The organism is Polynucleobacter meluiroseus (genome assembly GCF_900205755.1).
In the GTDB taxonomy this organism is placed as follows: domain Bacteria; phylum Pseudomonadota; class Gammaproteobacteria; order Burkholderiales; family Burkholderiaceae; genus Polynucleobacter; species Polynucleobacter meluiroseus.
In genome coordinates, this window is the sequence record NZ_OANS01000002.1 from 377,812 (window position 1) to 400,013 (window position 22,202).

Below are 22,202 nucleotides of genomic sequence, written 5' to 3' on the forward strand. Positions count from 1 at the left end.
CAGATAAAAAAGCACGCTTTTAAGCAATCAATGGAGACTTTTGCATGACCAACCAAGAATTAGTTGCCCAATATGGTCCGCGAGAGTCCATGGATTACGATTTTGTTATCGTTGGTGGTGGACCCGCTGGTTTATCAGCTGCCATCAAAGCGAAGCAGCTTGCCTCTGGAGCTGGCTTGGAAATCTCAGTCTGCGTCCTAGAAAAAGGCTCTGAAATCGGTGCGCACATTCTTTCTGGTGCAGTCATGGATCCCAAGGCCTTAACTGAACTACTTCCCAATTGGCAAGAGCTCGGTGCGCCCCTAAATACGCTGGTCACCCAAGATCAGTTCCTCTTTTTAACCAAAGACAACTCCCTAGAGGTGCCTGATTGGTTGCTGCCAACCTGCTTTAAAAATGAAGGTAACTATATCGTTAGCTTGGCTAACGTCACGCGCTGGCTAGGCCAACAAGCTGAAAATCTGGGTGTTGACATCTTTCCTGGCTTTCCAGCTGCAGAAATTCTTTACAACGAGGCGGGCGCTGTTTGTGGCGTCATCACCGGTTCAATGGGCCTTGATAAAGAGGGGCAGCCCACCGATCAGTTTCAACTAGGGATGGAGTTACGCGCTAAGTACACTCTATTTGCCGAGGGTTCCCGCGGGCACTTGGGGAAACAATTAATCGCGCGTTACTCCCTCAATGCGGATGCCGACCCCCAAAGTTACGCTATTGGCATTAAAGAGTTGTGGGAAGTGAAGCCTTCGCAAAGTAAACCCGGATTAGTAGTGCACACCGCTGGCTGGCCGCTCGAGAACGACACCTATGGTGGTTCATTTCTGTATCACCTTGGTGAAAATAAAGTGGCAGTCGGCTTGGTTGTCGGGCTCTCTTATAAAAATCCCTACCTCTCCCCTTTTGAAGAATTTCAGCGCTATAAGCTCCATCCTAAAATTCGTCGAACATTTGAGGGCGGTAAGCGCTTAGCTTATGGGGCAAGATCCCTTACAGCTGGCGGCCTAAATAGCTTACCTAAGATGGTTTTTCCTGGTGGTGCTTTGATCGGCTGTGATGCCGGATTTCTGAATGCCTCTCGCATTAAGGGCAGTCATGCAGCAATCAAAACAGGCATGCTAGCAGCGCAAGCAGCAGTTGCAGCGTTGCAGGAGAACCGCTCAGGCGATGAACTTGCAGCTTATCCTCAGGCTTTTAAGAAAAGCTGGTTATATACCGAGCTCAATCAGGCACGCAACTTCAAGCCTTGGATGTCCAAAGGCCTCTATCTAGGCACGCTGATGGTTGGCTTAGAGCAAAAAGTACTGGGCGGTAAGATGCCTTGGACACTTCATCTCAAACATGCCGATCATGAATGCTTAGAGCCGGCCGCGCAGCATCAACCCATTGATTACCCAAAACCTGACGGCAAGTTAAGTTTTGACCGCCTCTCCTCGGTATTTATTTCCAATGCCAATCATGCCGAAAATCAACCATCTCATCTTGTAATCAAAGATGCCGCGATACCAGTGAATTTCAATCTCAAAATTTACGATGGGCCGGAGCAACGATATTGCCCTGCTGGGGTTTATGAATACGTGCAAGAGAATGGTAAGGCCCGCTTACAGATCAATGCGCAAAACTGTGTCCATTGCAAAACCTGTGACATTAAAGATCCCAGCCAAAATATTATGTGGGTCACGCCTGAAGGTGGTGGTGGCCCTAACTATGCTGAGATGTAAGCCCAGTTGACCTGAGTTTTTGAATGCACATGCCTGCTAACCCGCAGGCTAAGGCAGACATCACAAAGACGTTGCGTGGCACCGAGGCATCCCACAACCAACCCGCACACAGTCCACCGAGCGTACCGCCCATTCCGTAAGACACTGTCGCCATTAAGGCTTGACCACGTGCCTGCATCGGCCCAGTAAACCACCGTTGTAGTAGCTTTGTTGCCGCGCTATGGTGGGCCGCAAAGGTCCCTGCATGCATCACTTGTGCAAGTATGAGAACCCACGTAACTGGAAATAATGCAATTAAGATAAATCGAATTACACCTATCCCAAAGGAAGCTTGTAAGACTACTTCGGGATCTAAGCGACTGAGTACCTTGTTCTGAAAATAAAAGAAGATCACTTCGGCTGAAACTCCTAAAGCCCAAAATAAACCGATTTGAAATTTGTTGTAGCCTAGGCCAGCCAAGTAAATTGAGTAAAAAACATACAGAACTGCATGGGCAAACACCATAAAAAATCCAGAGAGCAAAAACCAGCGTACGTCAGGATTTAACAGCACGCTGAAGAACTCTCCCTTCATCATCTTGCGCCGCTCAATTTTGGGTTCATATAATTGAAACGACACTATTGCTAGCGCTATCAACACTACCGTCCCAATCACTGGATAAAGCTCAATGCCAGCTCGCTGAAATAATTCTCCGGCGCACAGCACCATCACAATAAAGCCAATGGAGCCCCACATGCGTAGACGTCCATAACGTTTATCAAATGAGTTGTCTTTAAATAGAGCGTGCACAGTAGCCGACTCCCCCAAAGGCATCAAGCTACTAAGAATCGTGTGCAATACAAACATCCAAATAAAGAATGCTAAATAACTATGTAGGAAATAGATCGACAGGAACACTACCGCAGCCAAGCAGGCGCAAAAGCGAATAATACGCATGCGGTCTGAAAGATAATCTGCTAACCAACCCCAAGAGAACGGGCCAATGATGCGAGTGATTTGCAGCATAGACATGAGGACTGCAACTTGAAAGACGCTAAAGCCACGGTCGACAAAGAATAGACTGGCGTATGGTGAAACTAGGCCAACATAAGCAAAATATAAAAAGAAGAAAGCCCCGAACGCCCAACGAACTGAAGGGGTCATGGGTTTTTAGTGCTCATTGTCAAAACTTACTGCAAGGAGAGTTTTAGTCAAGGCTCGAGCCAGACTGTGCCGCCTGAATCGGAGCAACAGCATGTGTAACGTCACCGCATTGTGCACGGTGGCGCAAGGCATGATCCATGAGGACCAGGGCTAACATCGCTTCTGCAATCGGTGTAGCCCTGATGCCCACGCAAGGATCGTGACGTCCTTTGGTTTGGACAGTCATCGGTTTGCCCTCTAAATCAATCGATTCTTTTGGGCTCAAAATACTCGAGGTTGGTTTAATGGCAATGGCGACCTGCAAGTCTTGACCGCTACTAATACCGCCCAAGGTGCCACCAGAATGATTGCTAGCAAAACCGTCTGGATGCATTTCATCACCGTGCTCACTACCGCGTTGCGTGATTGATTGAAAACCAGAACCAATCTCTACCCCCTTGACGGCATTGATGCCCATCATGGCATGGGCAATATCCGCATCCAATTTATCAAATAAGGGTTCACCTAAACCAATGGGTACATTGCGTGCTCGCACTTCGATACGTGCCCCACAAGAATCTCCTGCTTTGCGCAAAGAATCCATATAGGCTTCTAGTTGCGGAACCATAGACGTATTGGCCGCAAAGAAGGGATTATTCTCAATCACTGCAGCATCATCAAAAGGAATTTCGATTTCACCAAGCTGACTCATAAAGCCATAAATCTCAGTACCATAAGCCTCACGCAACCATTTCTTGGCAATCGCTGCGGCTGCTACTACAGGCGCCGTAAGTCTAGCTGAGGAACGGCCGCCACCACGAGGATCGCGTAATCCATATTTATAGTGGTAGGTGTAGTCTGCATGTCCAGGCCTAAACGTTTGCAAAATATTGCCATAGTCTTGACTACGTTGATCCGTATTCCGAATCAAAAGCGCAATCGGAGTGCCGGTGGTTTTGCCTTCGTAGACGCCCGATAAGATTTCTACCTTGTCTTCTTCTTTGCGCTGAGTGACGTGCCGCGAGGTGCCGGGCTTGCGCCGATCTAAGTCGGCCTGTAAGTCCAACTCGGAGAGCAACATCCCCGGTGGGCAACCGTCGACAACGGCGCCAATGGCGGGACCATGGGATTCACCGAAAGTGGTAACTGTAAAAAGAAGGCCTAAAGTGTTTCCTGACATAGCAACATTATGTCATTTGTCAGAACAAACGCGGTTAAGAAGGTGTGTTTTGGTAAATCGAGATCAACTCTAGGTTTGCTCTGCGCCCTCGGGCCAATCTCGAATATAGGCTTTTAACATCGTATTTTCAAAATCCTGGGCTTCAACAACCGATTTCGCCACATCATAGAAGGAGATCACTCCCATCAACACCTTATGGTCCACGACTGGCAAGTAACGTGCGTGCTCGACGAGCATCATGCGGCGTACTTCATCGATTTCCGTTTCCATATTGCAAGTCAATGGGTCAGCTTTCATGACTGCTTTCACTTGCAAGCCATCTAACTTGCCATGGTGTCGGGCTAAAGCGGCAATCACCTCACGAAAAGTCAGCATGCCGACTAGCTTGTCGTACTCCATCACCACCAAAGAGCCTATGTCGTGTTCGCTCATGACTAGCACTGCGGTTTGCAAGGCCGTTTCTGGTGCTACGGTAAATAGAGTGCTGCCCTTGACGCGTAAGATATCGCGAACTTTCATATACCCTCAAACGAAGTGTGATCTTGTCAGTTCAATATAGCCCGATGCTGATTCAGAATCAAGGCTTCTATTGCCGGTTTTAGTAGCGAATAACCCTGATAACCCCCTCACGAATGCTGGGCAAATTAGCGACAAAAAAAGCGCCGGCAAGCGTGATCCACCAAGTGAGATAAATCCACAGTAGGGCTAAAGGGAAAATCGCAAAAGCGCCGTAGACTGTTTTATAGAAGGCGGTATGCGTTAAGAAAATTCCAAAGCCAAGCTTCATCATTTCAAAAGAGAATGCTGCCAGCAAGGCGCCGCTAAACGCATTAGCCCAGCTGATCTGAGCGTAAGGCAAGATTTTATAGACCACAGTAAATACGCCCATCGTCAACAAAATAGGCACGACCGTGACGAAGACGCCAAAGCCAAAGGTCAAGGACTCAGTCCAACCCTCAGAAGCGCTTAATAGCAGTCCACTTAAATAGGTGCCCACTCCGAGCAATATCGGACCGAGTAAGGTGGCCGCTGAGTAAATCACGATCTTCTTTGCAATAGGCCGCCTTTGCGTGACCCTGAAAATCTGGTTAAAGGCACTCTCAATGACGGACATCGTCATCAGCGTAGTAATGACTAAGCCCGAGATACCCAGCAAAGTTAAGCTTTGTGCCTTGGCAGAAAACTGATCAAGGTAGTTAAAGACCTGAGTATTTAAGCCACCAGGCATATAGGTATCTAGTAACCAGCCTTGCACAGCGTACTTAATGCGGATGACACTGGGCAAATAACCAATTAAGATTGAAGCCACAGTTAACATCGGCACCAATGACAAAGTCGTTGTAAAAGCTAAACTAGCGGCAACCTGTTGCAAGTTTTGCCCGCGATTGCGTGCCCAGATCTCTTTCACAAGAGCGAGCCATAATTGACGGTTACGAAAGAAGCGCATCGCCGTATCATAAGAGAAGACCATGAACCCAGCCGAAATTTTAGTGTTGTATTACTCCCGCTACGGCGCAACCAGGGACTTAGCGCGTCTCATTGCAGAAGGTATTGAAAGCGTTCCGGGCGTGACTGCCCGGCTGCGCACCGTACCGGCCGTCTCCACTGTATGCGAAGCGGTTGAAGCGCCCATTCCGAATGATGGGCCTCCCTATGTTGAATATTCAGACCTGCAAGAATGTGTCGGGCTGGCACTAGGTTCCCCCACCCGCTTTGGCAATATGGCCGCCCCCATGAAATACTTTTGGGATGGCAGTTCCGCGCAATGGTTGAGTGGCGCCCTGATTGGCAAACCTGCCTGCGTCTTTACAAGTACAGGTAGCTTGCATGGCGGGCAAGAAAGCACCCTCCTTACCATGATGATTCCGCTCTTGCATCACGGCATGATGATTATGGGCTTGCCGTATAGCGAACCGGATTTAATGAGCACTAAAACCGGTGGCGGCCCTTACGGCTTAAGCCATTTAGCACATGCCGATGGACGTGCGCCGATCAGCGCAGAGGAACAACGATTAGCGAAAGCTCAAGGCAAGCGCCTAGCGCAAACTGCCCTAAAGTTAATCCAACCTTAAACCAAAGCGAATGCAAAGGTGACCCAAACCATGTTTACTCAGCTGTTGAAAAAGAACCCCTACCAACTGGTAGCCTGCGCCGCCTTTATAGATCTCTTTATCTTATGCGTTTGCTGGGAATGGTTTATCTCACCATTGCGCCCCGGGGGCTCTTGGCTGATCCTCAAAGGAATTCCCTTGCTGTTCGCCATTCCAGGTATTTGGCGTGGGCGGGTTTACACCATGCAGTGGGCCTCCCTTTTGATACTGCTGTATGTCACCGAAGGCTTGGTCCGAATTCTAGAAACCGGCGCCAATTTCTGGCTAGCTTGCCTTGAAACAGCCCTGGCCACGGTGGGATTTGTCTGCTTATTGATCTATCTCAAGCCTATTAAAGCCCGTGCTAAGGCCTCCAAGAAGGCAGAAAACAGCTGAACCAAGCCCATATTTAACTAATTCTGGCGTTTTAACTGAAATTTTTTGTATTTTTAGAGAATTCTTGTCATCTCACCGTCTTTCTGAGGCGTTGTTAGGCCATGGAGGTGGCAAAAATGTCAACAAGACTCAAACGTTGGGCCCGTGCAATTCAAGAGATCGACCTTAGTAAAGGAACTGATCCTGAGGTGGCTATTGGGTATCTAGATAGTAAATACCGTGATATCGCTTGGCGTTACATTCGCATTCTCGGCTTTGAGCGCACAATCAACTTCATGGCCAGCAACAATTTTCACCCAGAATAAACTGTTCTACGTTTTAAAAAATAGCCCCAGGTAAGTCATTTTCTGGGGCTTTTTTATTTGGCCTGCTAACTAGTTTGTCTACCATTCAAACAACACAAAAAAAATCAACCTTTTAAATATTTGCTCGGCATCACAGCAAAAGGTCAATTCAGTTTATGCAAGACATTACTGTCCGAAGTAAGGTAATTCATTTTGCGCAACCCATAATCACGCCAATACTTTATTAAAAAAGTTCAAAATAAGAAATAAGTGGGATAAAAGCTTGAAACTGAAGTGAATAAATCGTAGGATCAAGCGTGGTCAGAAACAAGTGGTGTAAACAGACCTTATTCATAGACACTTCTTCAAAGGAAAACAGCATGAGCCAGAAAAAATTAGTAAAACAAATGTTAAAAAAGCTCGATAAGTTAGAGGCCGATAGAGAAAAGCTGATTGACAAGTTAGCTAAGACCTTAGACAAGATGGAGCAGACTGCGCCTCCCAAAAAGGCCGTAGCCAAGAAAGTGCCTGCTAAAAAAGCTGCTGCTAAGAAAGCGCCTGCTAAAAAGGTAGCAGCTAAAAAGGCAGTTGCAAAGAAAGCGGTTGCTAAGAAGGCCCCTGCTAAAAAGGTTGCTGCAAAAAAGCCAGCTCCAGCGCAAACAACAGTGTCCTCAACAAACTCTTAATCTTTTAGCTTGATAGCCTAACCTTTGCCTCGTGATCAAATCGATTGAATCTGGAAGTAATTACGAGGCAGATCTAAGGCTATTACAGATTGAGTTAGTAAAACTTCAGCATCACATTATTGAAAAGGGTCTGCGCCTTCTAGTCATCTTGGAAGGTCGCGACACTGCTGGCAAGGATGGCACGATCAAGTGCCTCTCAGAACACCTTAGCCCAAGAGACACCCGCATCATCGCCTTGAATAAACCTTCCTCACGCGAAGAAGGCGAGTGGTATTTTCAGAGGTATGTGGCTGAACTCCCCACTAAGGGGGAGTTGGTATTCTTCAACCGCAGTTGGTACAACCGCGCCGGTGTTGAGAAGGTGATGGGGTTTTGCACCAAAAGTCAGTACCAACAGTTTATGGGTTCAGTGAACGAATTCGAATCCCTGATTGTTAAGTCTGGCGCTCAGATCTTTAAGTACTACTTAGACATTAACAAGCAAGAGCAGGCCAAAAGGCTGAAAGACAGGGAAAAAGACCCGCTTAAACAATGGAAGATTAGCCCGATCGACCAACAGGCGCAGAAGAAGTGGCATCAATATAGCGAGGCACGTGATTTGATGCTTGCCAATACAAGCAGTAAAGCTGCCCCTTGGACAGTGATCAATGCGAATGATAAGAAATTAACCCATCTCAACCTGATGCGAGATCTCCTCTCGCGGGTTGACTATCCGGGCAAGAATAAAAAATTGCTCAAGGTAGATTCGAAGATTGTGCTTCCCTGCCCTATAAGCGCGAAAAAATAATCTTGACTTGACTAGCCGGTCAAAAAAACTGCTTCATCCTCTCAAACAAATAGATGTGTCGTTTTTTTTCATCACTTGGTAAGTGATCTGTGTGATTGATAGACAAGTCACAGGGAAATAGACACAATTCGCTCAGCTTATAGATACGTGGGGCGAGTCATTCGAAACATGTTTTTTGTAATCCCATCGCCCCGCCAGTCATAGGTTGTTAACCAAACTGCTTCTAAGGGGTGATGATGAAAATCCAACATTACATTGACGACGACGATGCCTATTTTGATGAATATGCGGACTCCGTAAAGTACGACTTACTTAAAGAGCGCTTACTTTGGCAACACCATGCTTGCAAAGAAATTCACCAAGAGTACAAAGTAAATGATGAAGATTGCGATTTTGATTAATTGTTTCCAACTTCGGTAGTACGGTAATTTTTGTATTAATTTTGCGCCTCAGGCGCAGTAATAGGGGTTTCCCAAGAGCCCCCGAGGGCTTTAATCAGTCCCACCGTGGCGGTAAATTGACTGCCCTTAATTTGGGATTGCAGCCGAATCCCCGTTAACTGATTTTGTTGAATCAGTGCCAAGGTTAATGCTGTATCTAAACCAGCTCTGTAGCGAATAAAAGAGAGTTGGTAAGCACGGTTTAAATTGGCGACAGACTTATCTTCACTTGCTCTAGCCAAATTTAGCTGTTGTACATTGCTTAGCGCATCTTGCGCATCCTGAATTCCTGAGAGGACAGTCTGCCTATAGTTGGCTACTGCCAGTGTATAACCAGCACTCGCATAGTCAACACCCGAACTGATGCGACCTCCATCAAAAATACTTTGCACCGCATTGACCCCAAAGGACCAAATTAAGGAAGGCACGGTGAGTAGGCTTGGAATGCTATTTGACTGAAAGCCCAAGTAAGTGGGAGACAAAGTCAACATGGGATAGTAGGCCGCTTTTGCAACCCCTATTTGGGCATTTGCAGCAGCCATCGCGCGCTCTGCAGAGGCAATATCGGGGCGCCGCTCTAGCAAAGTACTTGGTACCGTTAACGGAATCTTGGGTAAATTTTCTGGTAACTTGCCACTAGCCAACTGAAAGCCAGCCGCGGGAATCCCAGCCAAGGTTGCCACTAAATTTTCTAACTCATTGCGTTGCGCTTGCAACAACTCGATTTGCGCCATGGTCGATTGCGTTAAAGCGGCCTGTTGAACTAACTCGACTTCGCTAGACGCACCAAGATCATGACGCTTAGTGATCAACGTTAATACTTTTTCTTGCACCGCCAAAGATCCTTTTAAGGTAGCAATTTCTTCATCGAACTGCCGTAAACGGAAGTACGCTTGCGCTAGCTGACCCGTTAATATCAGTTGAGTGTTTTCTTTAGCTGCTTGGGCTTGTTGCACGGTATCACTAGCTGCTTCCACGCTGCGCTGAATTTTACCAATCCAGTCAAACTCATAGCTTGCGGACACATAGGGACTAAAGTTGTTTTGAATGGTCGAATAATTTGGCTTACCGTACTGACTCAGCGGACGATTTGCAGAAATACGCTGTTCATTTGCCAAGGCGCCAGCCTGAACAGTAGGAAAGAACGATGCAAATTGAACTCCATATTGCGCCTTGGCCTGATCTAATTTGGCAACAGCCGCTTGCAAGCTTGGGTTATTAGCAAGGCACTTTGCCTCTAAAGCATCAAGCTCTTGATCACCAAAAATAGTCCACCAATCTTGCTTGGGCAACACATCTCTGGGATTGCTTTGGCTCCAAAGAATGGGCTCGGCACCGCTGTTGGACTTCCACGTCTCAGGCAAATCAATCGATGGTCTAACGTAATCGGGACCTACAGGCGAGCACGCTACCAGCCCTAGCGCAACTAGCGCTAACACTGGCAAGCGAATTGGGCTCAAATGCGATTTCATTTTGGACTCTGAGTAGCGGGCTTAGCAGTTTCGACGGGAGGCGCAGGGACGACAACAGAAACTAGTTGCCCATTCGCAATTGAATCTACTGGATTCACAATGACTTGCTCTCCCGCTTCTAAGCCACCAGTGATTTCAATAGAACGTCCGTAATTGACTCCTAAGGAAACAGACTTGCGCAGTGCCTTGCCCTCCTGCACTACCGCAACTTGGGGTCCCGCTGAGCCAAACATTAGGGTATTTGTCGGTAGGACTAAACGATCTTGATTATCGAGTGGCAAAGACACCTCAACGAAAGAGCCGGGTAAGAAAAAGGACTGCTCATCCGGAATCCGAATATCAACCTGCAAAGTTCGAGTGCCGACATCAATTACCCCTGCGGTGTGCGCAATCTTGCCTTTGACAATCTTGTCGGGAGCCTCAGGTTTAAATATCTTTACCTCTTGTCCAATCGTTACCGACCCAGAGCGGGTTTGCGGTACGTAGACATAGGTATGCAAGTTTTTTAGTTGTGACACCCCAAACAAAGCTTGAGCACTTCCGCCATTTCCTGAGTTCACCAAATCGCCCACATTGACATTGCGACGTGAAACGATGCCATCAAAAGGCGCTACGATTTTGCCAAACTTCAACAACTCTTTAATACGTTGGAAATTAGCCGTAGCCTGCTTATAAGCACTGGTCTTTTCATCGAGCTCTTGTTGCGAAACTGCATCTTCTTGGCGCAACAATTTCCAGCGCTCGTAAACTACCTTAGATAGATTAAAGGTGGCTTGTGCCTCCTCGACTTGTTTGTTCAGCTCAGGGGTTTCCAGAATTGCTAAAACATCCCCTTGTTTCACTGGTGTGCCAATATCCTTAAACCACTCCTTTACATAGCCTGGGGTACGCGCGTAGACCAAGGTCACGTTGTAACTCTCGACCGTACTAGGAAGAGTCATATTGGCATCTGGTTTACCGCTAGATGCGGACACTACTTGCACATACATGACGTTGTTCTGTTCGGCACGATCAGCTAAGGAACTGATGTTGAGTAAATACAGTACTAAGATGCGGAGTAAGCCTAGGCATAGGATGACTCCGATCGCAATTAAGGTGATGCGTGCAGTACGTAAGATGCGCTTACGCCTTTCTAAATCATGTTCGGGACCATGCAGATCCTTGGTAGGTAAGCCGCGATTAGCGTGGCGTTCATCGGTCATACTGAGGTATTCCTTTCTTCCTTGCGCAGTGCCATCCAACGGTGCAGAGAACCAAAAAGCACAGGTACAAATAACACAGTAGAAACCGTGGCTAATAATAGGCCGCCAATGACAGCGCGACCCAAGGGTGCGTTTTGCTCAGAGCCCTCTCCAAAGCCGATAGCCATGGGAATCATACCGATAATCATTGCCAAGGCTGTCATTAACACTGGGCGTAAACGCGTCGACCCTGCCTCTAACGCTGCCGATAAGGCTGGCAAACCTTCTTGCATTCTTTGGCGCGCAAAAGAAACCACCAAAATACTATTCGCCGTAGCCACCCCCATCGTCATCATGGCGCCGGTTAGCGCAGGCACACTGAGATTGGTGCCGGTCAGCAATAGCATCCAAGCAATGCCAGCCAAGGCCGCTGGTAACGCGGTAATAATAATGAAAGGGTCAAGCCAAGACTGAAAGTTCACAACAATTAATAAATAGACCAATACCATCGCTGCCAAAATCCCGAAACCTAGACCCATATAAGAAGAACGCATGGTTTCGATTTGACCGCGCAAAACTACTTTGGTGCCAGGCGGTAAATCCGCTTTAGCGTTATCGATGACATCTTGGACGGCATTGGCAACCGATCCTAAATCTTTTCCACGGACATTCGCGTAAATATTAATTACGGGTTGGATATTGAATCGATCCACTACGGTATATTCCGTCCCCAAGCTCAGATCTGCTACGTTACCCAGAATTTGATTGGGCGCTTTGGCGCTGCTGCCATTCATGCTCGGCGGACTGTTGTTATATCCTCCGATAGGCAATTGCAATAAATCATCCAGTGAACTGATCTTATATTGAGGTGCTTGAACGTTGAGGTTATAGACGATGTCATTACCTGGGTTCAACCAAAAAGAAGGGGATGTTTGTGAATTGCCTGAAAGCGGGATAAGTAAGTTTTGCGCAACATCACTTGGACTTAAGCCCATACCCTGAATCTTTGTGCGATTCATCTTGAGTTTTAATGTGGGATTATCCAAGCGCTCCTGAATGCGTACATCTGCAGCCCCTGGAATGCTGGCAATTTGCCCAATCAATTTGCCAGCAAATTTACTATTCGCCTCGTAACTCTTGCCTGCTATTTGCACATCAATTGACGCTGGAATCCCGAAATTCAGAATTTGCGTAATCACATCTGCTGGTTGCACGTAAAACTCCACACCAGGGAAATCTTTACGTAATCTAGGTAGCAGCGCCTCAATGTATTGATCGCTCGGACGATGATCTTCGCTCAAGCTAATCAAAATATCCGCATCAATTGTGCCAATGGTTCCTGAATTGCTGTACGACAAATTGATGCCGCTATAGGGCAAGCCAATATTGTCTAAGATCGAACCCATTTGATCTTTCGGAATGATTTCACGGATCACTTTCTCCACCCGATCCACTATTAGCGCCGTGTTTTCTATTCGAGTACCGCTCGGCGCACGGACATGTAATTTGATTTGGCCAGTATCGATTTGAGGGAACAAATCCCGACCAAGAAAGAAGAAGATGCCGCATGACAAAATGCAGAATCCTAAAAAGAATTGCATAAATCGCTTGCGATGACTCAATAAAAAACTCAAGAGCAAAACATAGCTCGTCCTGAATTGTTCAAAGCGCTCATTAAAGCGCTCGTGCACTTCATGAATCCACAAACTGACTCGATTGGTTTTCTCTCGATGCCCCATCATCATCAGTGCCAAAGTGGGCACTAAGGTTCGCGAAAGAATATATGAAGCCAGCATGGCGAAGACCACCGCCTCTGCCAGCGGAACAAATAAATACCGAGCCACGCCACCAAGAAAAAACATTGGTACGAACACAATACAAATACATAAGGTAGACACAAATGCTGGCACAGCAATCTCACCTGCACCCTCCAAAATGGCGTTATAAAGATCAGTCCCCATATGTAAATGGCGCTCAATGTTTTCAATTGTCACCGTGGCGTCATCCACCAAAATGCCGACTGCCAAGGCCAATCCACCGAGTGTCATGATGTTGATTGTTTCGCCAATCGCGTGCAAGGCCAAAATTGAGCAAAAAATAGATAAGGGAATCGAGACGGCGATGATGGTCGTGATGCGCCAGTTACCCAAGAATAAGAGGAGCATCAGCGCGGTTAATACAGCGGCGATCAAGGCCTCATGAATTACGCCATTCACCGCCGCTTTCACAAAGATCGATTGATCAGATAGGTAGTTTGCGTCAATTCCTTTTGGCGCCAAAGCGAGCACCGCAGGGAATCTTTCCTTAATGCCAGCAACGACGTCAAGAGTAGATGCGCCTCCATTTTTGAGAACTGAAATTAACACCCCACTTAAGCCATCCTGATGCACGATATTCGTTTGCGGGTTAAAACCATCGCGCACATGGGCGACGTCTCTTAAAAAGGTTGTTGCGCCATTGCTAGTCTTTACTGGAATGGCGTTTAAACCCTCAATCGAGTTCGGTGAGCCATTGAGCGCTACAGTGTATTCAATATCCCCTATTTTTGCCGTACCAGAAGGCAAGATGAGATTTTGAGTATTCACCGCATTAATGACGTCAGAAGAAGACAATCCCTTGGCTAATAAAGCGTTTGGGTCCAGATCAACCGATACCACACGAATCTTTCCGCCGTAAGGGAAAGGAATCGCAACCCCTGGAATCGTCACCAAGGGAGGCCGCATGATATTCACCGCGGCATCAAATAATTCTTGATCGGACAAAGTCTTGCTTGATAGCCCAATCTGAATCACGGGCACGCTAGAGGCCGTATATTTGAGGACTAATGGAGGCAATGCTCCAGGAGGCAAACTCTTTAATAAGAATTGCGAAACCGACACCACCTGAGAAATGGCCAGCTCAATATTGACGTTCGGCTGAAAGTAAATTTTGACAATAGCAATTCCAGCTAGAGTCTGGGATTCAATATGCTCAATATCATTGACGGTAGTTGTGAGAACCCGCTCATCAATCTGTGTGATCCGCGTACTAATCTCTTGTGCTGATAAGCCGTTGTAGTTCCAGATAACACTAATAACCGGAATATTGATATCCGGCAATACGTCAACAGGGGTGCGCAGAATCGCTAAAGGGGTCGCAAATAAAATCACGATGGCCATCACAATGAAGGTGTAAGGGCGTGACAGCGCTAGGCGAACAATCCACATTTAAAGCACGATTCCCTGATGTATCTGCGTCATATTTCGTATCTACACTTTTGCATCTAATTATTTCGTTAAACACTCAAAATCTGCCAAAAATGCTTAGACTTTGCGAATTAGACCACTATTTTAGATTTTCTTACGGAGCGGGACAGGGCATCAAAACCCCTGTTTTTTGATGCATCTGGGGCTTGCACTCCACAGGCGCTGTATTGACTGTTGAAATTGGCGCAGAACTCCCATTTGCCTGAGATGCGCTGTTGCTACTAATCACGTTTTGAGACGGCCCGTCTTTTTGACTGGTAAGCGGCGCCACTATTGCAGCCGGCATTAACCCGGCCGCACGGTAGATCTCTTTGCTAGTCACGGAGCAAGGCATTAAGGCGCCTGTTTTGGCGTTGACGATCGGGCTACATTGAGGGTCCGCCTCAAGTCGGGCTAATAATTTCTCATTAGTGCAGCCCCCTAATAAAACCAACAGAGAAAACAAAAGTGGCAAAAGTGGACATATTTTCATAAAGGCTATTCTAGTTTAAGAATTGCAGCCAAAAACGAGTCAGCGTGAAATTCCCTTTAGAGCTTAACTGCGGGTAGGGTCTGATACACGTAGGCAATAAGTCCGTAAATGCCATCGGCTACGATTTGAACGCCAATCGTAAAAAGAATGAATGCGAACAGGCGCATCATGACATTGGTGCCATTCACACCCAATATGCGCCGCGCATTCGGCGCACCCCGAAATGCGATGAAAACAGAGAGGCTAATGGCGAAAATTCCCATTAGAGCGCCAACGACGGTAGCTACCTGAGTTTCGGTGACAGTATCCGTAGTGAAATTCATGCCCGCTACCAAAGCAATCATGGTTGCAATGGCACCTGGTCCGACCGTGAGTGGAAGTGTTAGAGGGTAAAAACTGCTCCCTGCCGATGTTTCATCGGTCATTCTGGTAATTCCCCCGTAATCTTCAACTGAATTACTTTTTTGATTAAGTAACTTCCATCCCATGGCAGCCACAACCAAGCCCCCTGCTATTTTTAATACGGGTACGGATATTCCAAAAAAGATGAGTACGCGCGGACCGATCACCATTGCCCCAAATAGCATTAAAAAACTATTGATACTGGCTTTTCTAGCTAAGGCATTCCTGATGGCTGGAGAACAAGCTTCCGTTAGATTCAGAAAAATTGGCGCAATTCCTGGGGGATTGACTACAGGAAATAGCGTGGCAAAGACGATGACAAAAGTAGTGAGGGATTCGTTAAAGAAATGCAAAATTAACAGTTTATTTTTGAGGTGAGCTTAGAGATCAATTACTGACTATAGCAAACTTAATACGTATTATTTAAATATATTACACCCCCATAGGTTTCATAGGTTCGATTGATTACGCATTCGATGCACGCTCATTAGCCTGTTATTTGATTGATAAAAAGTGCACCCTGATTCAAGGCTTGCTAAAGGCCTTTATGGCATCATAAATACATGTCAAGTGATCTCTACAACTCATTCCTTAGTAAAAATCCCAGCATCCAAGATCGCTTCGACCAAGGTAAAGCCATACGCAAACAGGTTAACCGCTCCTCTCTTGCGGAAATGACGGTCGTTAAAAAGCGTCAGACACCAATCGATCTTCTACTTGATCAAGCCAAGACGCGAATCCCAGAATATGTCCCTATTCGCCATGCGCGTATGGCTGCCAACCCCTTCGCCTTCTTTCGCGGCGGCGCTGCCATTTTTGCTTACGATTTATCCACCTTACCCAGCCCCCCTATCAGCGTCCAATTAGGTGGTGATATGCATGTCAGTAATTTTGGTTTTTTTTCAACTACTGAGCATCGATTGGTTTTTGGGATCAATGATTTTGATGAAACCCTGCCGGGTCATTTTGATTGGGATTTGAAGAGGCTTACTGCGAGCGCCATGATCGCTGCCCACGGCCTAGGGCAAGATCAAGCTTATGGAGAATCTATTGTTCGTGCGATAGTTAAAACCTATCGGCAATATTTGCTTGAATATGCACATACGCCATATATCGAATTGATGCGCACCTACATTGATGAAAAGCATCTGCTAAAACATGCCATCAATGCCAATGTCTTTAGTCAAAAAACACTGGCAAAGATTCTTTTGAAAGCAAAGAAAAATACCAATACTGGGGTGATCGGCAAGTTAACTAAAAGCACGCCAGAAGGCCAGCGCTTAATTGATCACCCTCCTTTGGTTGAGCATATAGAGATTTCTATTCACGGGCGAAAGATTACTGCACTGCTCGATGCAGCCCTCAATACCTACACCCAGTCGCTTCTAGTGGATCGCAGAAACTTACTCATGCGTTACAAAATCATTGATTGGGTACGCAAGGTAGTTGGAGTTGGAAGCGTAGGGACCTCGTGCTGGGTAATCTATTTTGAAGGGTTGGACGCTTCAGACCCGCTATTCTTGCAAGTGAAAGAAGCGCAAGCATCCGTATTGGCGCCCTATTTTCCGCACACGCCATTTGCTACACACGGAGAACGGGTGGTGACCGGTCAACATTTAATTCAGGGGGCTCCTGATCCTTTCTTAGGATTTGGTAGCACCTTGGAGAATGATCTCTATATAAGACAGTTACGGGATATGAAAGGCGGCATCTCTATTGGCGAGGGCGGGATTGATGTTCATGAATTTCCTGATTTTGCCAAGCTCTTTGGCTGGGCCTTAGCAAATGCCCATGCGCGCTCCGGCGATCCCGCCGTGCTCGCAGGATACTGCGGCCAAAGTGAAGCGCTTGACGATGCAATGGTTCAATTCTCCATAGCCTATGCTCAGCAGAATGCATCCGATTACGAAACTTTTCTACTTGCCATTAAATCTGGCAAGGTTAGTTGCGCTACGCGGGATTTTTAATTCAAATCATTGAGGGGGGATTAAAGCCCCCTCTTGCTTAGCTCGGTAGTTGTGCTGCCTGCTCACAATTATTGCTAGCGGGTTTTCCAGCCAAGCGATCTTTGATCCAAGCTTGATAAAAAGGGGCGGCGCTACCTGGCGTCGTAAAGTGCGTTTGCTCACCGGGGAGTTGCTGGCGATCAACATTACCTCCCAATTGACACATTTGCTCTTGGTAGAGCTTGCCCTGAATAGGTGGCTCTGTAGTGTCTTTCGTGCCCCAGTAAATCACCACTGGAGCAACTGGCTTCACGGGCGGTATCGAGCCTTTGATGATGGCCTGTATCCATGGCAAGGTATTGTCCGGTTGCGCCTTTAATAACTTGGTGAACTCTTTGCCGTAATTAAAGACAAGGGTATCTGCAGCGGCGTGGACGCATTTATTCGTATAGATTTCTTTTACAGCCTTTGCCCCTTCATCTGAAAATAAATCAGAGAGGCGTAATTGGGGGAATGCCGCTTGAGTTCCGTATAAAGCCATAGAAAAATGGGCAAAGCCCAAGATGTCGGACGTAAAGGATTGCGTCATACCAGCCATCACCTTTTGAGACCTCACTTGATCCATTTCACCCCGTGGTAACAAGATGCCTTCATCATAGGGTGCCAAAGCGATAAAACCAGCGAACTCAATACCATCGGCAGCAGTTCCTTTTTGCGCAAGGTAATCAGGCTGGCTTGCAGCTGCCAAAACGGCGCCACCGCCTTGTGACCATCCATAAGCAATCGCCTTCTTACCGGCACCAGTATCTTTTAAAGAGCTAGCCGCTCGCACCGCATTAATCAGGTCCTTGGATTGCGTTCCAGCCACTCCGTATTGATGCACGCCACCACCACCCAAACCTTGGTAATCGGTAGCAATCAGAACATAGCCTTCATTGATAAATTCTTCAACACTGGGTAAACCATAATCTGTCCAAGAATTTCCGCCAAGCAAGAAGTATTCATTGAGCGGCACTACGGGATTTAGAATTTGTGAAGGACCGCAGTTCTGCGCCGTACCAGTAGTCCCGTGAGCCCAAACCAGAATAGGTCTGCCCGCAGCGGGCTTGGTTCCAAGAGGGGCAACTACAAGTGCTGTAGAGAGTGTTTTACGTTCAGCCATATCTGAAGAGATGTAGGCGATTCTCCAAGCTTGCGCACCTTTGACAGAAGTCGTGATTTTTTCTTGTTTAAGAACTTGCCCTAATTTGCCGCTCGGCGTCATTTTGCCAACAGACTCATAAAAGGCGGCAACCGGAGGATCAGCATAGACTACTGAGGTGGCCAAGCCAAGCGTTAGCCCGAACAATAGATGGGCGAAGGAATTTTTCATAATGGAATAAAACATTAAGGTTTAGTAAAAATAGATAGGCACATGCCTGACTATTCTAAACAGCAAGCAATTACTGCGTAAGCCCTGCACCGCTTAATTCCTGCTTGGAGGCTTGGAGCATCTTTTGGAAATCTGCGTTTTGCAACAACAATGTTGCCACAATTGAGCCAAGCACCTGACCCGCATTGATGTCAGAAAGGTGATGAACACCACAGATCAGGCGGTTTTCCGCATACAGAGTGGCTCTATCCATAATCACTGCCGACTTTTCTGGGATTAAATGGGCCAAGATGATGCCCATTGAATACCCCATCGTTGCGTGTCCACTGGGGTAACTTTTGTATTCATCCCCCTTCCTAGGCGGTTCACATGGCAGGATCGATGGGTCCAGTTCAAAGGGGCGTTTGCGCATGAAATAGTCTTTAAACAACTTAGCCTCGAAATCCTCAGTGAATCGTACTTGATCAAAGAGCGCCTTAGTTTTAGGTAACTTCTCAATCTCAAATCCTGGAATCACATCCGCAAAGAATGAGACATTTTTTGTTGAGGCGTCTTTGGTTGCCAGTTCACGCTCATTGGTGCTTGCACGTCCAACTAAGGTCTTGATATGTAAGAGCTCCACTTTTCCTTTGGCACTATCACTGCCTGGTGCAGGCGGCAGAATTTGCGGCGGAATTAAATGAACAGAGTCAATTAAAAGAGATTTAGTTGTAGGGGTATCAGTATCAAAGGCATAAGCCGAAGTAAGGGTCAAGAAAAGACTAACAAACAATAGTTGACTTAAGGGTTTCATGCGATTATCCATGCAAGGTATTTTTTTATAAGCCTAATGAGCCCGAATGACATATTTATGAATCCGGACCCCCGGAAATTTACTTAATCAATCCAGGCTGGGTATTTTTTCATGACGACCGCAAATAGATCTGTATCGATCCATTCTCTCAACCATTGCTGAAGGTGCGCAAAAGGAAGCATCTTAAATCGATCCAGGTTGACCATCGAAAACTGCCGAATGAATGGAAATACAGCCGCATCAATCCAGGATATGTTGTTGCCCAGCAAATACCGGGAATGCTGCAAGGCATCGTCTATAGGCTTGAGCATCAACTCGATTGCAGCGTGAAGCACCTCGTCTTGATCCAGTTCAGGATTACGGCCCGGGTATTTGTATTGGTCTAAGAGGGCTTTAAAGGGTCCGTCATTTCTCTCAAGCCAACTTTGGGCACGGGCTTGATCCACTTCCATCCAACCCTCTGGGTCTGATTTTTCCAAGGCCCAAAACATAATGTCCTTGCTTTGCTCTAAGACTAGTCCTGCCATACTGAGTACGGGCACAGTGCCTTTGGGCGATGCGAGTAGGAGGGATTGCGGTTTATTTCTTAAGACAATTTCTCGATGCTCCACTTCAATACCAGCATAAGCCAAGGCCAACCTAGCCCGCATTGCATAGGGGCATCTCCGAAAGGAATACAAAATAGGCTTCAAAAGGACAATCTAATTTTAGTTAAGGGTTAGCTATTCTCTTTTAATCCCTCTTGGTACCAGCCCTTAGACTGATTCACAATTTTCACTACTAACAGCATCACAGGAACCTCAATAAGTACGCCCACAACTGTGGCCAAGGCAGCGCCCGACTGAAATCCAAATAAGCTGATGGCTGCAGCAACAGCCAACTCAAAAAAGTTGGAGGCGCCAATCAAAGCCGATGGGCAAGCAATGTTGTGCTTTTCACCAATGGCACGATTGAGCAAATACGCTAAGGCAGAATTAAAGAATACCTGTATGAGAATAGGAACCGCCAATAAGGCAATAATTAAAGGCTGTTTAATAATCGCCTCACCTTGAAACGCAAATAGCAAAACCAATGTGGCCAACAAGGCAATGATGGAATAGTGACCAACTTTGCCCATCATTGCATCAAATACATTCTGCCCCCTAGCTAACAATGCCCTCCTCCATAGTTGCGCGAGTACAACTGGAATCAAGATGTATAGAACAACCGAGGTGACCAAAGTATCCCAGGGCACGGTAATGGCGCTAATGCCCAGTAGAAACGCCACCATCGGGGCGAACGCAAAAATCATAATAGTGTCATTCAGCGCTACTTGAGACAACGTAAACAGTGGGTCGCCGTGAGTTAATCTGCTCCACACGAATACCATGGCGGTGCAAGGTGCGGCCGCCAATAGAATCAAGCCTGCGATATAACTATCGATTTGATCGGCTGGCAGATAAGGGGCAAAGAGATGGCGAATAAAGATCCAACCCAATAAGGCCATTGAGAACGGCTTGACAAACCAGTTCACAAATAAAGTAACACCAATGCCCTTCACATGTTGCTTGACATCACTCAAAGCACCAAAGTCAACCTTCACTAGCATGGGGATGATCATGACCCAAATTAATATACCCACTGGTAAGTTGACATGGGCTATTTCAAGAGAGCCAATCCAATAAAAAGCAGCGGGGAATAGCTGGCCTAAGCTGATACCAATAATGATGCAAAGGAAAACCCAAACTGAGAGGTAGCGTTCAAATAGATTCATTGATTAGGCATTCGCCTTAGCGTGAATTTCTTTGAGGCTCATAGAGTCTAATTTGTCCAATGGCATCTGAGCAAGCATATCGATGCGCTTTTTAAGTCCCAGCATAATTTCTAAAAATACTTTTTTCTTATGCTCTTCTGTGCCCTCGGCTTGCGATGGATCGGGAAAGCCCCAATGCGCAGTGGCAGGGTTTCCAGGCCAAAATGGGCATTGCTCGCCAGCAGCTTGATCACATACGGTCACAATGAAATCCATCTTAGGGGCATCGGGTAAGCCAAACTCATCCCAACTCTTGCTTCTCAACTTGCTTTGGTCGTAGCCCATTTGCTGAGTTAATTCTGCGGCGATAGGATTGACTGATGTGCCTGGGCTTGAACCAGCCGAGTAACCAATAAATAAACCGCTAGGATGCGTCGACGCCAACGCCTCACCAAGAATAGAGCGCGCAGAGTTATGGGTGCACAGAAAAAGAATGTTGTATGGCTTCATTTAGTTTTGGCTTTCTTAAGAGTTTGCGAGGGAATACAGGGTTTACCTCCACAGCAGTTGTCCAATAAAAACTCACTCAACTTTTGAACTTGAGCGGCATTAGGTCGATAAAGAAGGTTGCGGCTTTGGCGTTCCACCAATAAAAGATCGGCATTAAGCAAATCCTTTAAGTGAAAACTTAAGGTGGCATTTGGGATGCCTAATTTTTCAATAATCTGGCTGGGAGTTAAGCCCTCCTCACCACGTTGCACAATGAGGCGAAATACATTGAGTCGGGTTTCTTGTCCCAATGCAAGGAAAGCTGAAATAGCGTGTGCGTTATTCATATTTCCAATTATATGGAAATATATTACATTTTGATGAACTTTAGTTTCTA

The 22,202-nt window shown here is 46.6% G+C and carries 23 protein-coding genes; 8 read left to right on the plus strand and 15 right to left on the minus strand.

Features of this window, described 5'->3' with window-relative positions; genetic code table 11:
- Window positions 1-44: 44 nt before the first annotated feature.
- Window positions 45-1,715: an electron transfer flavoprotein-ubiquinone oxidoreductase gene (locus CP950_RS05105; protein WP_096672980.1), complete on the plus strand. Its 1,671-nt coding sequence runs from the start codon at window positions 45-47 to the stop codon at window positions 1,713-1,715.
- Here CP950_RS05105 and CP950_RS05110 read toward each other — a convergent pair.
- The 4 genes from CP950_RS05110 to CP950_RS05125 form a co-directional block, all read right to left on the minus strand.
- Window positions 1,696-2,859, minus strand: a complete 1,164-nt coding sequence (locus tag CP950_RS05110; RefSeq protein WP_096672982.1) for an MFS transporter — start codon at window positions 2,857-2,859, stop codon at window positions 1,696-1,698. The two genes, CP950_RS05105 and CP950_RS05110, sit on opposite strands and share 20 nt — an antisense overlap.
- A 43-nt stretch (window positions 2,860-2,902) precedes the next feature.
- Window positions 2,903-4,018: a chorismate synthase gene (gene aroC, locus CP950_RS05115; protein WP_096672984.1), complete on the minus strand. Its 1,116-nt coding sequence runs from the start codon at window positions 4,016-4,018 to the stop codon at window positions 2,903-2,905.
- A 69-nt stretch (window positions 4,019-4,087) separates the two neighbouring features.
- Window positions 4,088-4,537, minus strand: a complete 450-nt coding sequence (locus CP950_RS05120) for a CBS domain-containing protein (protein ID WP_096672986.1) — start codon at window positions 4,535-4,537, stop codon at window positions 4,088-4,090.
- Between the two features lie 79 nt (window positions 4,538-4,616).
- Entirely contained in the window at window positions 4,617-5,489 is an 873-nt protein-coding gene (locus CP950_RS05125) for a YihY family inner membrane protein (protein WP_243391921.1), read from the minus strand.
- Between CP950_RS05125 and wrbA the strand changes: the two genes are divergently transcribed.
- From wrbA to CP950_RS09940, 6 genes are all read left to right on the plus strand, one after another.
- Window positions 5,488-6,090, plus strand: a complete 603-nt coding sequence (wrbA, locus tag CP950_RS05130; RefSeq protein ID WP_096672988.1) for an NAD(P)H:quinone oxidoreductase — start codon at window positions 5,488-5,490, stop codon at window positions 6,088-6,090. The genes CP950_RS05125 and wrbA overlap by 2 nt on opposite strands.
- A 30-nt stretch (window positions 6,091-6,120) precedes the next feature.
- Window positions 6,121-6,504 carry a DUF2069 domain-containing protein gene (locus CP950_RS05135; protein WP_096672991.1) on the plus strand — a complete coding sequence of 128 codons (384 nt, stop codon included), beginning with the start codon at window positions 6,121-6,123 and terminating at the stop codon, window positions 6,502-6,504.
- 116 nt (window positions 6,505-6,620) lie between these two features.
- Window positions 6,621-6,809 (plus strand): hypothetical protein, encoded by a 189-nt coding sequence (locus tag CP950_RS05140; protein WP_133092084.1) that lies wholly within the window; start codon window positions 6,621-6,623, stop codon window positions 6,807-6,809.
- A gap of 359 nt (window positions 6,810-7,168) precedes the next feature.
- The gene (locus CP950_RS05145; RefSeq protein ID WP_096672995.1) at window positions 7,169-7,474 is read left to right on the plus strand and encodes a serine/threonine protein kinase; all 306 of its coding nucleotides are present in this window, start codon (window positions 7,169-7,171) and stop codon (window positions 7,472-7,474) included.
- A gap of 31 nt (window positions 7,475-7,505) precedes the next feature.
- The gene (gene ppk2, locus CP950_RS05150; protein WP_096672997.1) at window positions 7,506-8,261 is read left to right on the plus strand and encodes a polyphosphate kinase 2; all 756 of its coding nucleotides are present in this window, start codon (window positions 7,506-7,508) and stop codon (window positions 8,259-8,261) included.
- Between the two features lie 233 nt (window positions 8,262-8,494).
- Window positions 8,495-8,662: a hypothetical protein gene (locus CP950_RS09940; protein WP_165766411.1), complete on the plus strand. Its 168-nt coding sequence runs from the start codon at window positions 8,495-8,497 to the stop codon at window positions 8,660-8,662.
- Between the two features lie 35 nt (window positions 8,663-8,697).
- Here the strand turns inward: CP950_RS09940 and CP950_RS05155 are convergent, their stop codons facing one another.
- The 5 genes from CP950_RS05155 to CP950_RS05175 all read right to left on the minus strand — a co-directional run bounded on the left by CP950_RS05155 (window position 8,698) and on the right by CP950_RS05175 (window position 15,826).
- Window positions 8,698-10,173 carry an efflux transporter outer membrane subunit gene (locus tag CP950_RS05155; protein ID WP_096672999.1) on the minus strand — a complete coding sequence of 492 codons (1,476 nt, stop codon included), beginning with the start codon at window positions 10,171-10,173 and terminating at the stop codon, window positions 8,698-8,700.
- On the minus strand, window positions 10,170-11,375 hold the full coding sequence (locus CP950_RS05160) for an efflux RND transporter periplasmic adaptor subunit (protein ID WP_096673001.1): 1,206 nt from the start codon (window positions 11,373-11,375) through the stop codon (window positions 10,170-10,172). The genes CP950_RS05155 and CP950_RS05160 overlap by 4 nt, the downstream gene beginning before the upstream one ends.
- A complete protein-coding gene (locus CP950_RS05165; protein ID WP_096673003.1) occupies window positions 11,372-14,560 on the minus strand; it encodes an efflux RND transporter permease subunit in 3,189 nt (1,062 codons plus the stop codon). Before CP950_RS05165 ends, CP950_RS05160 begins: the two co-directional genes overlap by 4 nt.
- Window positions 14,561-14,693: 133 nt before the next feature.
- Window positions 14,694-15,071 carry a hypothetical protein gene (locus tag CP950_RS05170; protein WP_096673005.1) on the minus strand — a complete coding sequence of 126 codons (378 nt, stop codon included), beginning with the start codon at window positions 15,069-15,071 and terminating at the stop codon, window positions 14,694-14,696.
- Window positions 15,072-15,127: 56 nt separating this feature from the next.
- Window positions 15,128-15,826 (minus strand): MarC family protein, encoded by a 699-nt coding sequence (locus CP950_RS05175; RefSeq protein WP_207760213.1) that lies wholly within the window; start codon window positions 15,824-15,826, stop codon window positions 15,128-15,130.
- A gap of 210 nt (window positions 15,827-16,036) precedes the next feature.
- Here CP950_RS05175 and CP950_RS05180 point away from each other — a divergent pair, with 210 nt between their 5' ends.
- A complete protein-coding gene (locus CP950_RS05180) occupies window positions 16,037-17,440 on the plus strand; it encodes a DUF2252 domain-containing protein (protein WP_096673009.1) in 1,404 nt (467 codons plus the stop codon).
- 37 nt (window positions 17,441-17,477) lie between these two features.
- Here CP950_RS05180 and CP950_RS05185 read toward each other — a convergent pair whose 3' ends face one another.
- The 6 genes from CP950_RS05185 to CP950_RS05210 all read right to left on the minus strand — a co-directional run bounded on the left by CP950_RS05185 (window position 17,478) and on the right by CP950_RS05210 (window position 22,152).
- Window positions 17,478-18,791 carry a lipase family protein gene (locus CP950_RS05185; protein ID WP_096673105.1) on the minus strand — a complete coding sequence of 438 codons (1,314 nt, stop codon included), beginning with the start codon at window positions 18,789-18,791 and terminating at the stop codon, window positions 17,478-17,480.
- Between the two features lie 70 nt (window positions 18,792-18,861).
- Window positions 18,862-19,596 carry an acid phosphatase gene (locus CP950_RS05190; RefSeq protein ID WP_096673011.1) on the minus strand — a complete coding sequence of 245 codons (735 nt, stop codon included), beginning with the start codon at window positions 19,594-19,596 and terminating at the stop codon, window positions 18,862-18,864.
- A gap of 71 nt (window positions 19,597-19,667) precedes the next feature.
- Entirely contained in the window at window positions 19,668-20,276 is a 609-nt protein-coding gene (locus CP950_RS05195; RefSeq protein WP_096673013.1) for a glutathione S-transferase N-terminal domain-containing protein, read from the minus strand.
- Between the two features lie 26 nt (window positions 20,277-20,302).
- Window positions 20,303-21,337 (minus strand): ACR3 family arsenite efflux transporter, encoded by a 1,035-nt coding sequence (arsB, locus tag CP950_RS05200; protein WP_096673015.1) that lies wholly within the window; start codon window positions 21,335-21,337, stop codon window positions 20,303-20,305.
- 3 nt (window positions 21,338-21,340) lie between these two features.
- Window positions 21,341-21,826, minus strand: coding sequence for an arsenate reductase ArsC (locus tag CP950_RS05205; RefSeq protein WP_096673017.1), 486 nt, complete (start codon window positions 21,824-21,826; stop codon window positions 21,341-21,343).
- A complete protein-coding gene (locus tag CP950_RS05210) occupies window positions 21,823-22,152 on the minus strand; it encodes an ArsR/SmtB family transcription factor (protein WP_096673019.1) in 330 nt (109 codons plus the stop codon). The genes CP950_RS05205 and CP950_RS05210 overlap by 4 nt, the downstream gene beginning before the upstream one ends.
- Between the last annotated feature and the right edge of the window lie 50 nt (window positions 22,153-22,202).

What these genes read in the sequence shown, in the direction of transcription:
- CP950_RS05105 (WP_096672980.1), top strand. Translation starts at nt 45, where the DNA reads ATGACCAACCAAGAATTAGTTGCCCAATATGGTCCGCGAGAGTCCATG.
- CP950_RS05110 (WP_096672982.1), bottom strand. Translation starts at nt 2,859, where the DNA reads ATGACCCCTTCAGTTCGTTGGGCGTTCGGGGCTTTCTTCTTTTTATAT.
- aroC (WP_096672984.1), bottom strand. Translation starts at nt 4,018, where the DNA reads ATGTCAGGAAACACTTTAGGCCTTCTTTTTACAGTTACCACTTTCGGT.
- CP950_RS05120 (WP_096672986.1), bottom strand. Translation starts at nt 4,537, where the DNA reads ATGAAAGTTCGCGATATCTTACGCGTCAAGGGCAGCACTCTATTTACC.
- wrbA (WP_096672988.1), top strand. Translation starts at nt 5,488, where the DNA reads ATGAACCCAGCCGAAATTTTAGTGTTGTATTACTCCCGCTACGGCGCA.
- CP950_RS05125 (WP_243391921.1), bottom strand. Translation starts at nt 5,489, where the DNA reads ATGGTCTTCTCTTATGATACGGCGATGCGCTTCTTTCGTAACCGTCAA.
- CP950_RS05135 (WP_096672991.1), top strand. Translation starts at nt 6,121, where the DNA reads ATGTTTACTCAGCTGTTGAAAAAGAACCCCTACCAACTGGTAGCCTGC.
- CP950_RS05140 (WP_133092084.1), top strand. Translation starts at nt 6,621, where the DNA reads ATGTCAACAAGACTCAAACGTTGGGCCCGTGCAATTCAAGAGATCGAC.
- CP950_RS05145 (WP_096672995.1), top strand. Translation starts at nt 7,169, where the DNA reads ATGAGCCAGAAAAAATTAGTAAAACAAATGTTAAAAAAGCTCGATAAG.
- CP950_RS09940 (WP_165766411.1), top strand. Translation starts at nt 8,495, where the DNA reads ATGATGAAAATCCAACATTACATTGACGACGACGATGCCTATTTTGAT.
- CP950_RS05155 (WP_096672999.1), bottom strand. Translation starts at nt 10,173, where the DNA reads ATGAAATCGCATTTGAGCCCAATTCGCTTGCCAGTGTTAGCGCTAGTT.
- CP950_RS05160 (WP_096673001.1), bottom strand. Translation starts at nt 11,375, where the DNA reads ATGACCGATGAACGCCACGCTAATCGCGGCTTACCTACCAAGGATCTG.
- CP950_RS05165 (WP_096673003.1), bottom strand. Translation starts at nt 14,560, where the DNA reads ATGTGGATTGTTCGCCTAGCGCTGTCACGCCCTTACACCTTCATTGTG.
- CP950_RS05170 (WP_096673005.1), bottom strand. Translation starts at nt 15,071, where the DNA reads ATGAAAATATGTCCACTTTTGCCACTTTTGTTTTCTCTGTTGGTTTTA.
- CP950_RS05180 (WP_096673009.1), top strand. Translation starts at nt 16,037, where the DNA reads ATGTCAAGTGATCTCTACAACTCATTCCTTAGTAAAAATCCCAGCATC.
- CP950_RS05185 (WP_096673105.1), bottom strand. Translation starts at nt 18,791, where the DNA reads ATGAAAAATTCCTTCGCCCATCTATTGTTCGGGCTAACGCTTGGCTTG.
- CP950_RS05190 (WP_096673011.1), bottom strand. Translation starts at nt 19,596, where the DNA reads ATGGATAATCGCATGAAACCCTTAAGTCAACTATTGTTTGTTAGTCTT.
- arsB (WP_096673015.1), bottom strand. Translation starts at nt 21,337, where the DNA reads ATGAATCTATTTGAACGCTACCTCTCAGTTTGGGTTTTCCTTTGCATC.
- CP950_RS05205 (WP_096673017.1), bottom strand. Translation starts at nt 21,826, where the DNA reads ATGAAGCCATACAACATTCTTTTTCTGTGCACCCATAACTCTGCGCGC.
- CP950_RS05210 (WP_096673019.1), bottom strand. Translation starts at nt 22,152, where the DNA reads ATGAATAACGCACACGCTATTTCAGCTTTCCTTGCATTGGGACAAGAA.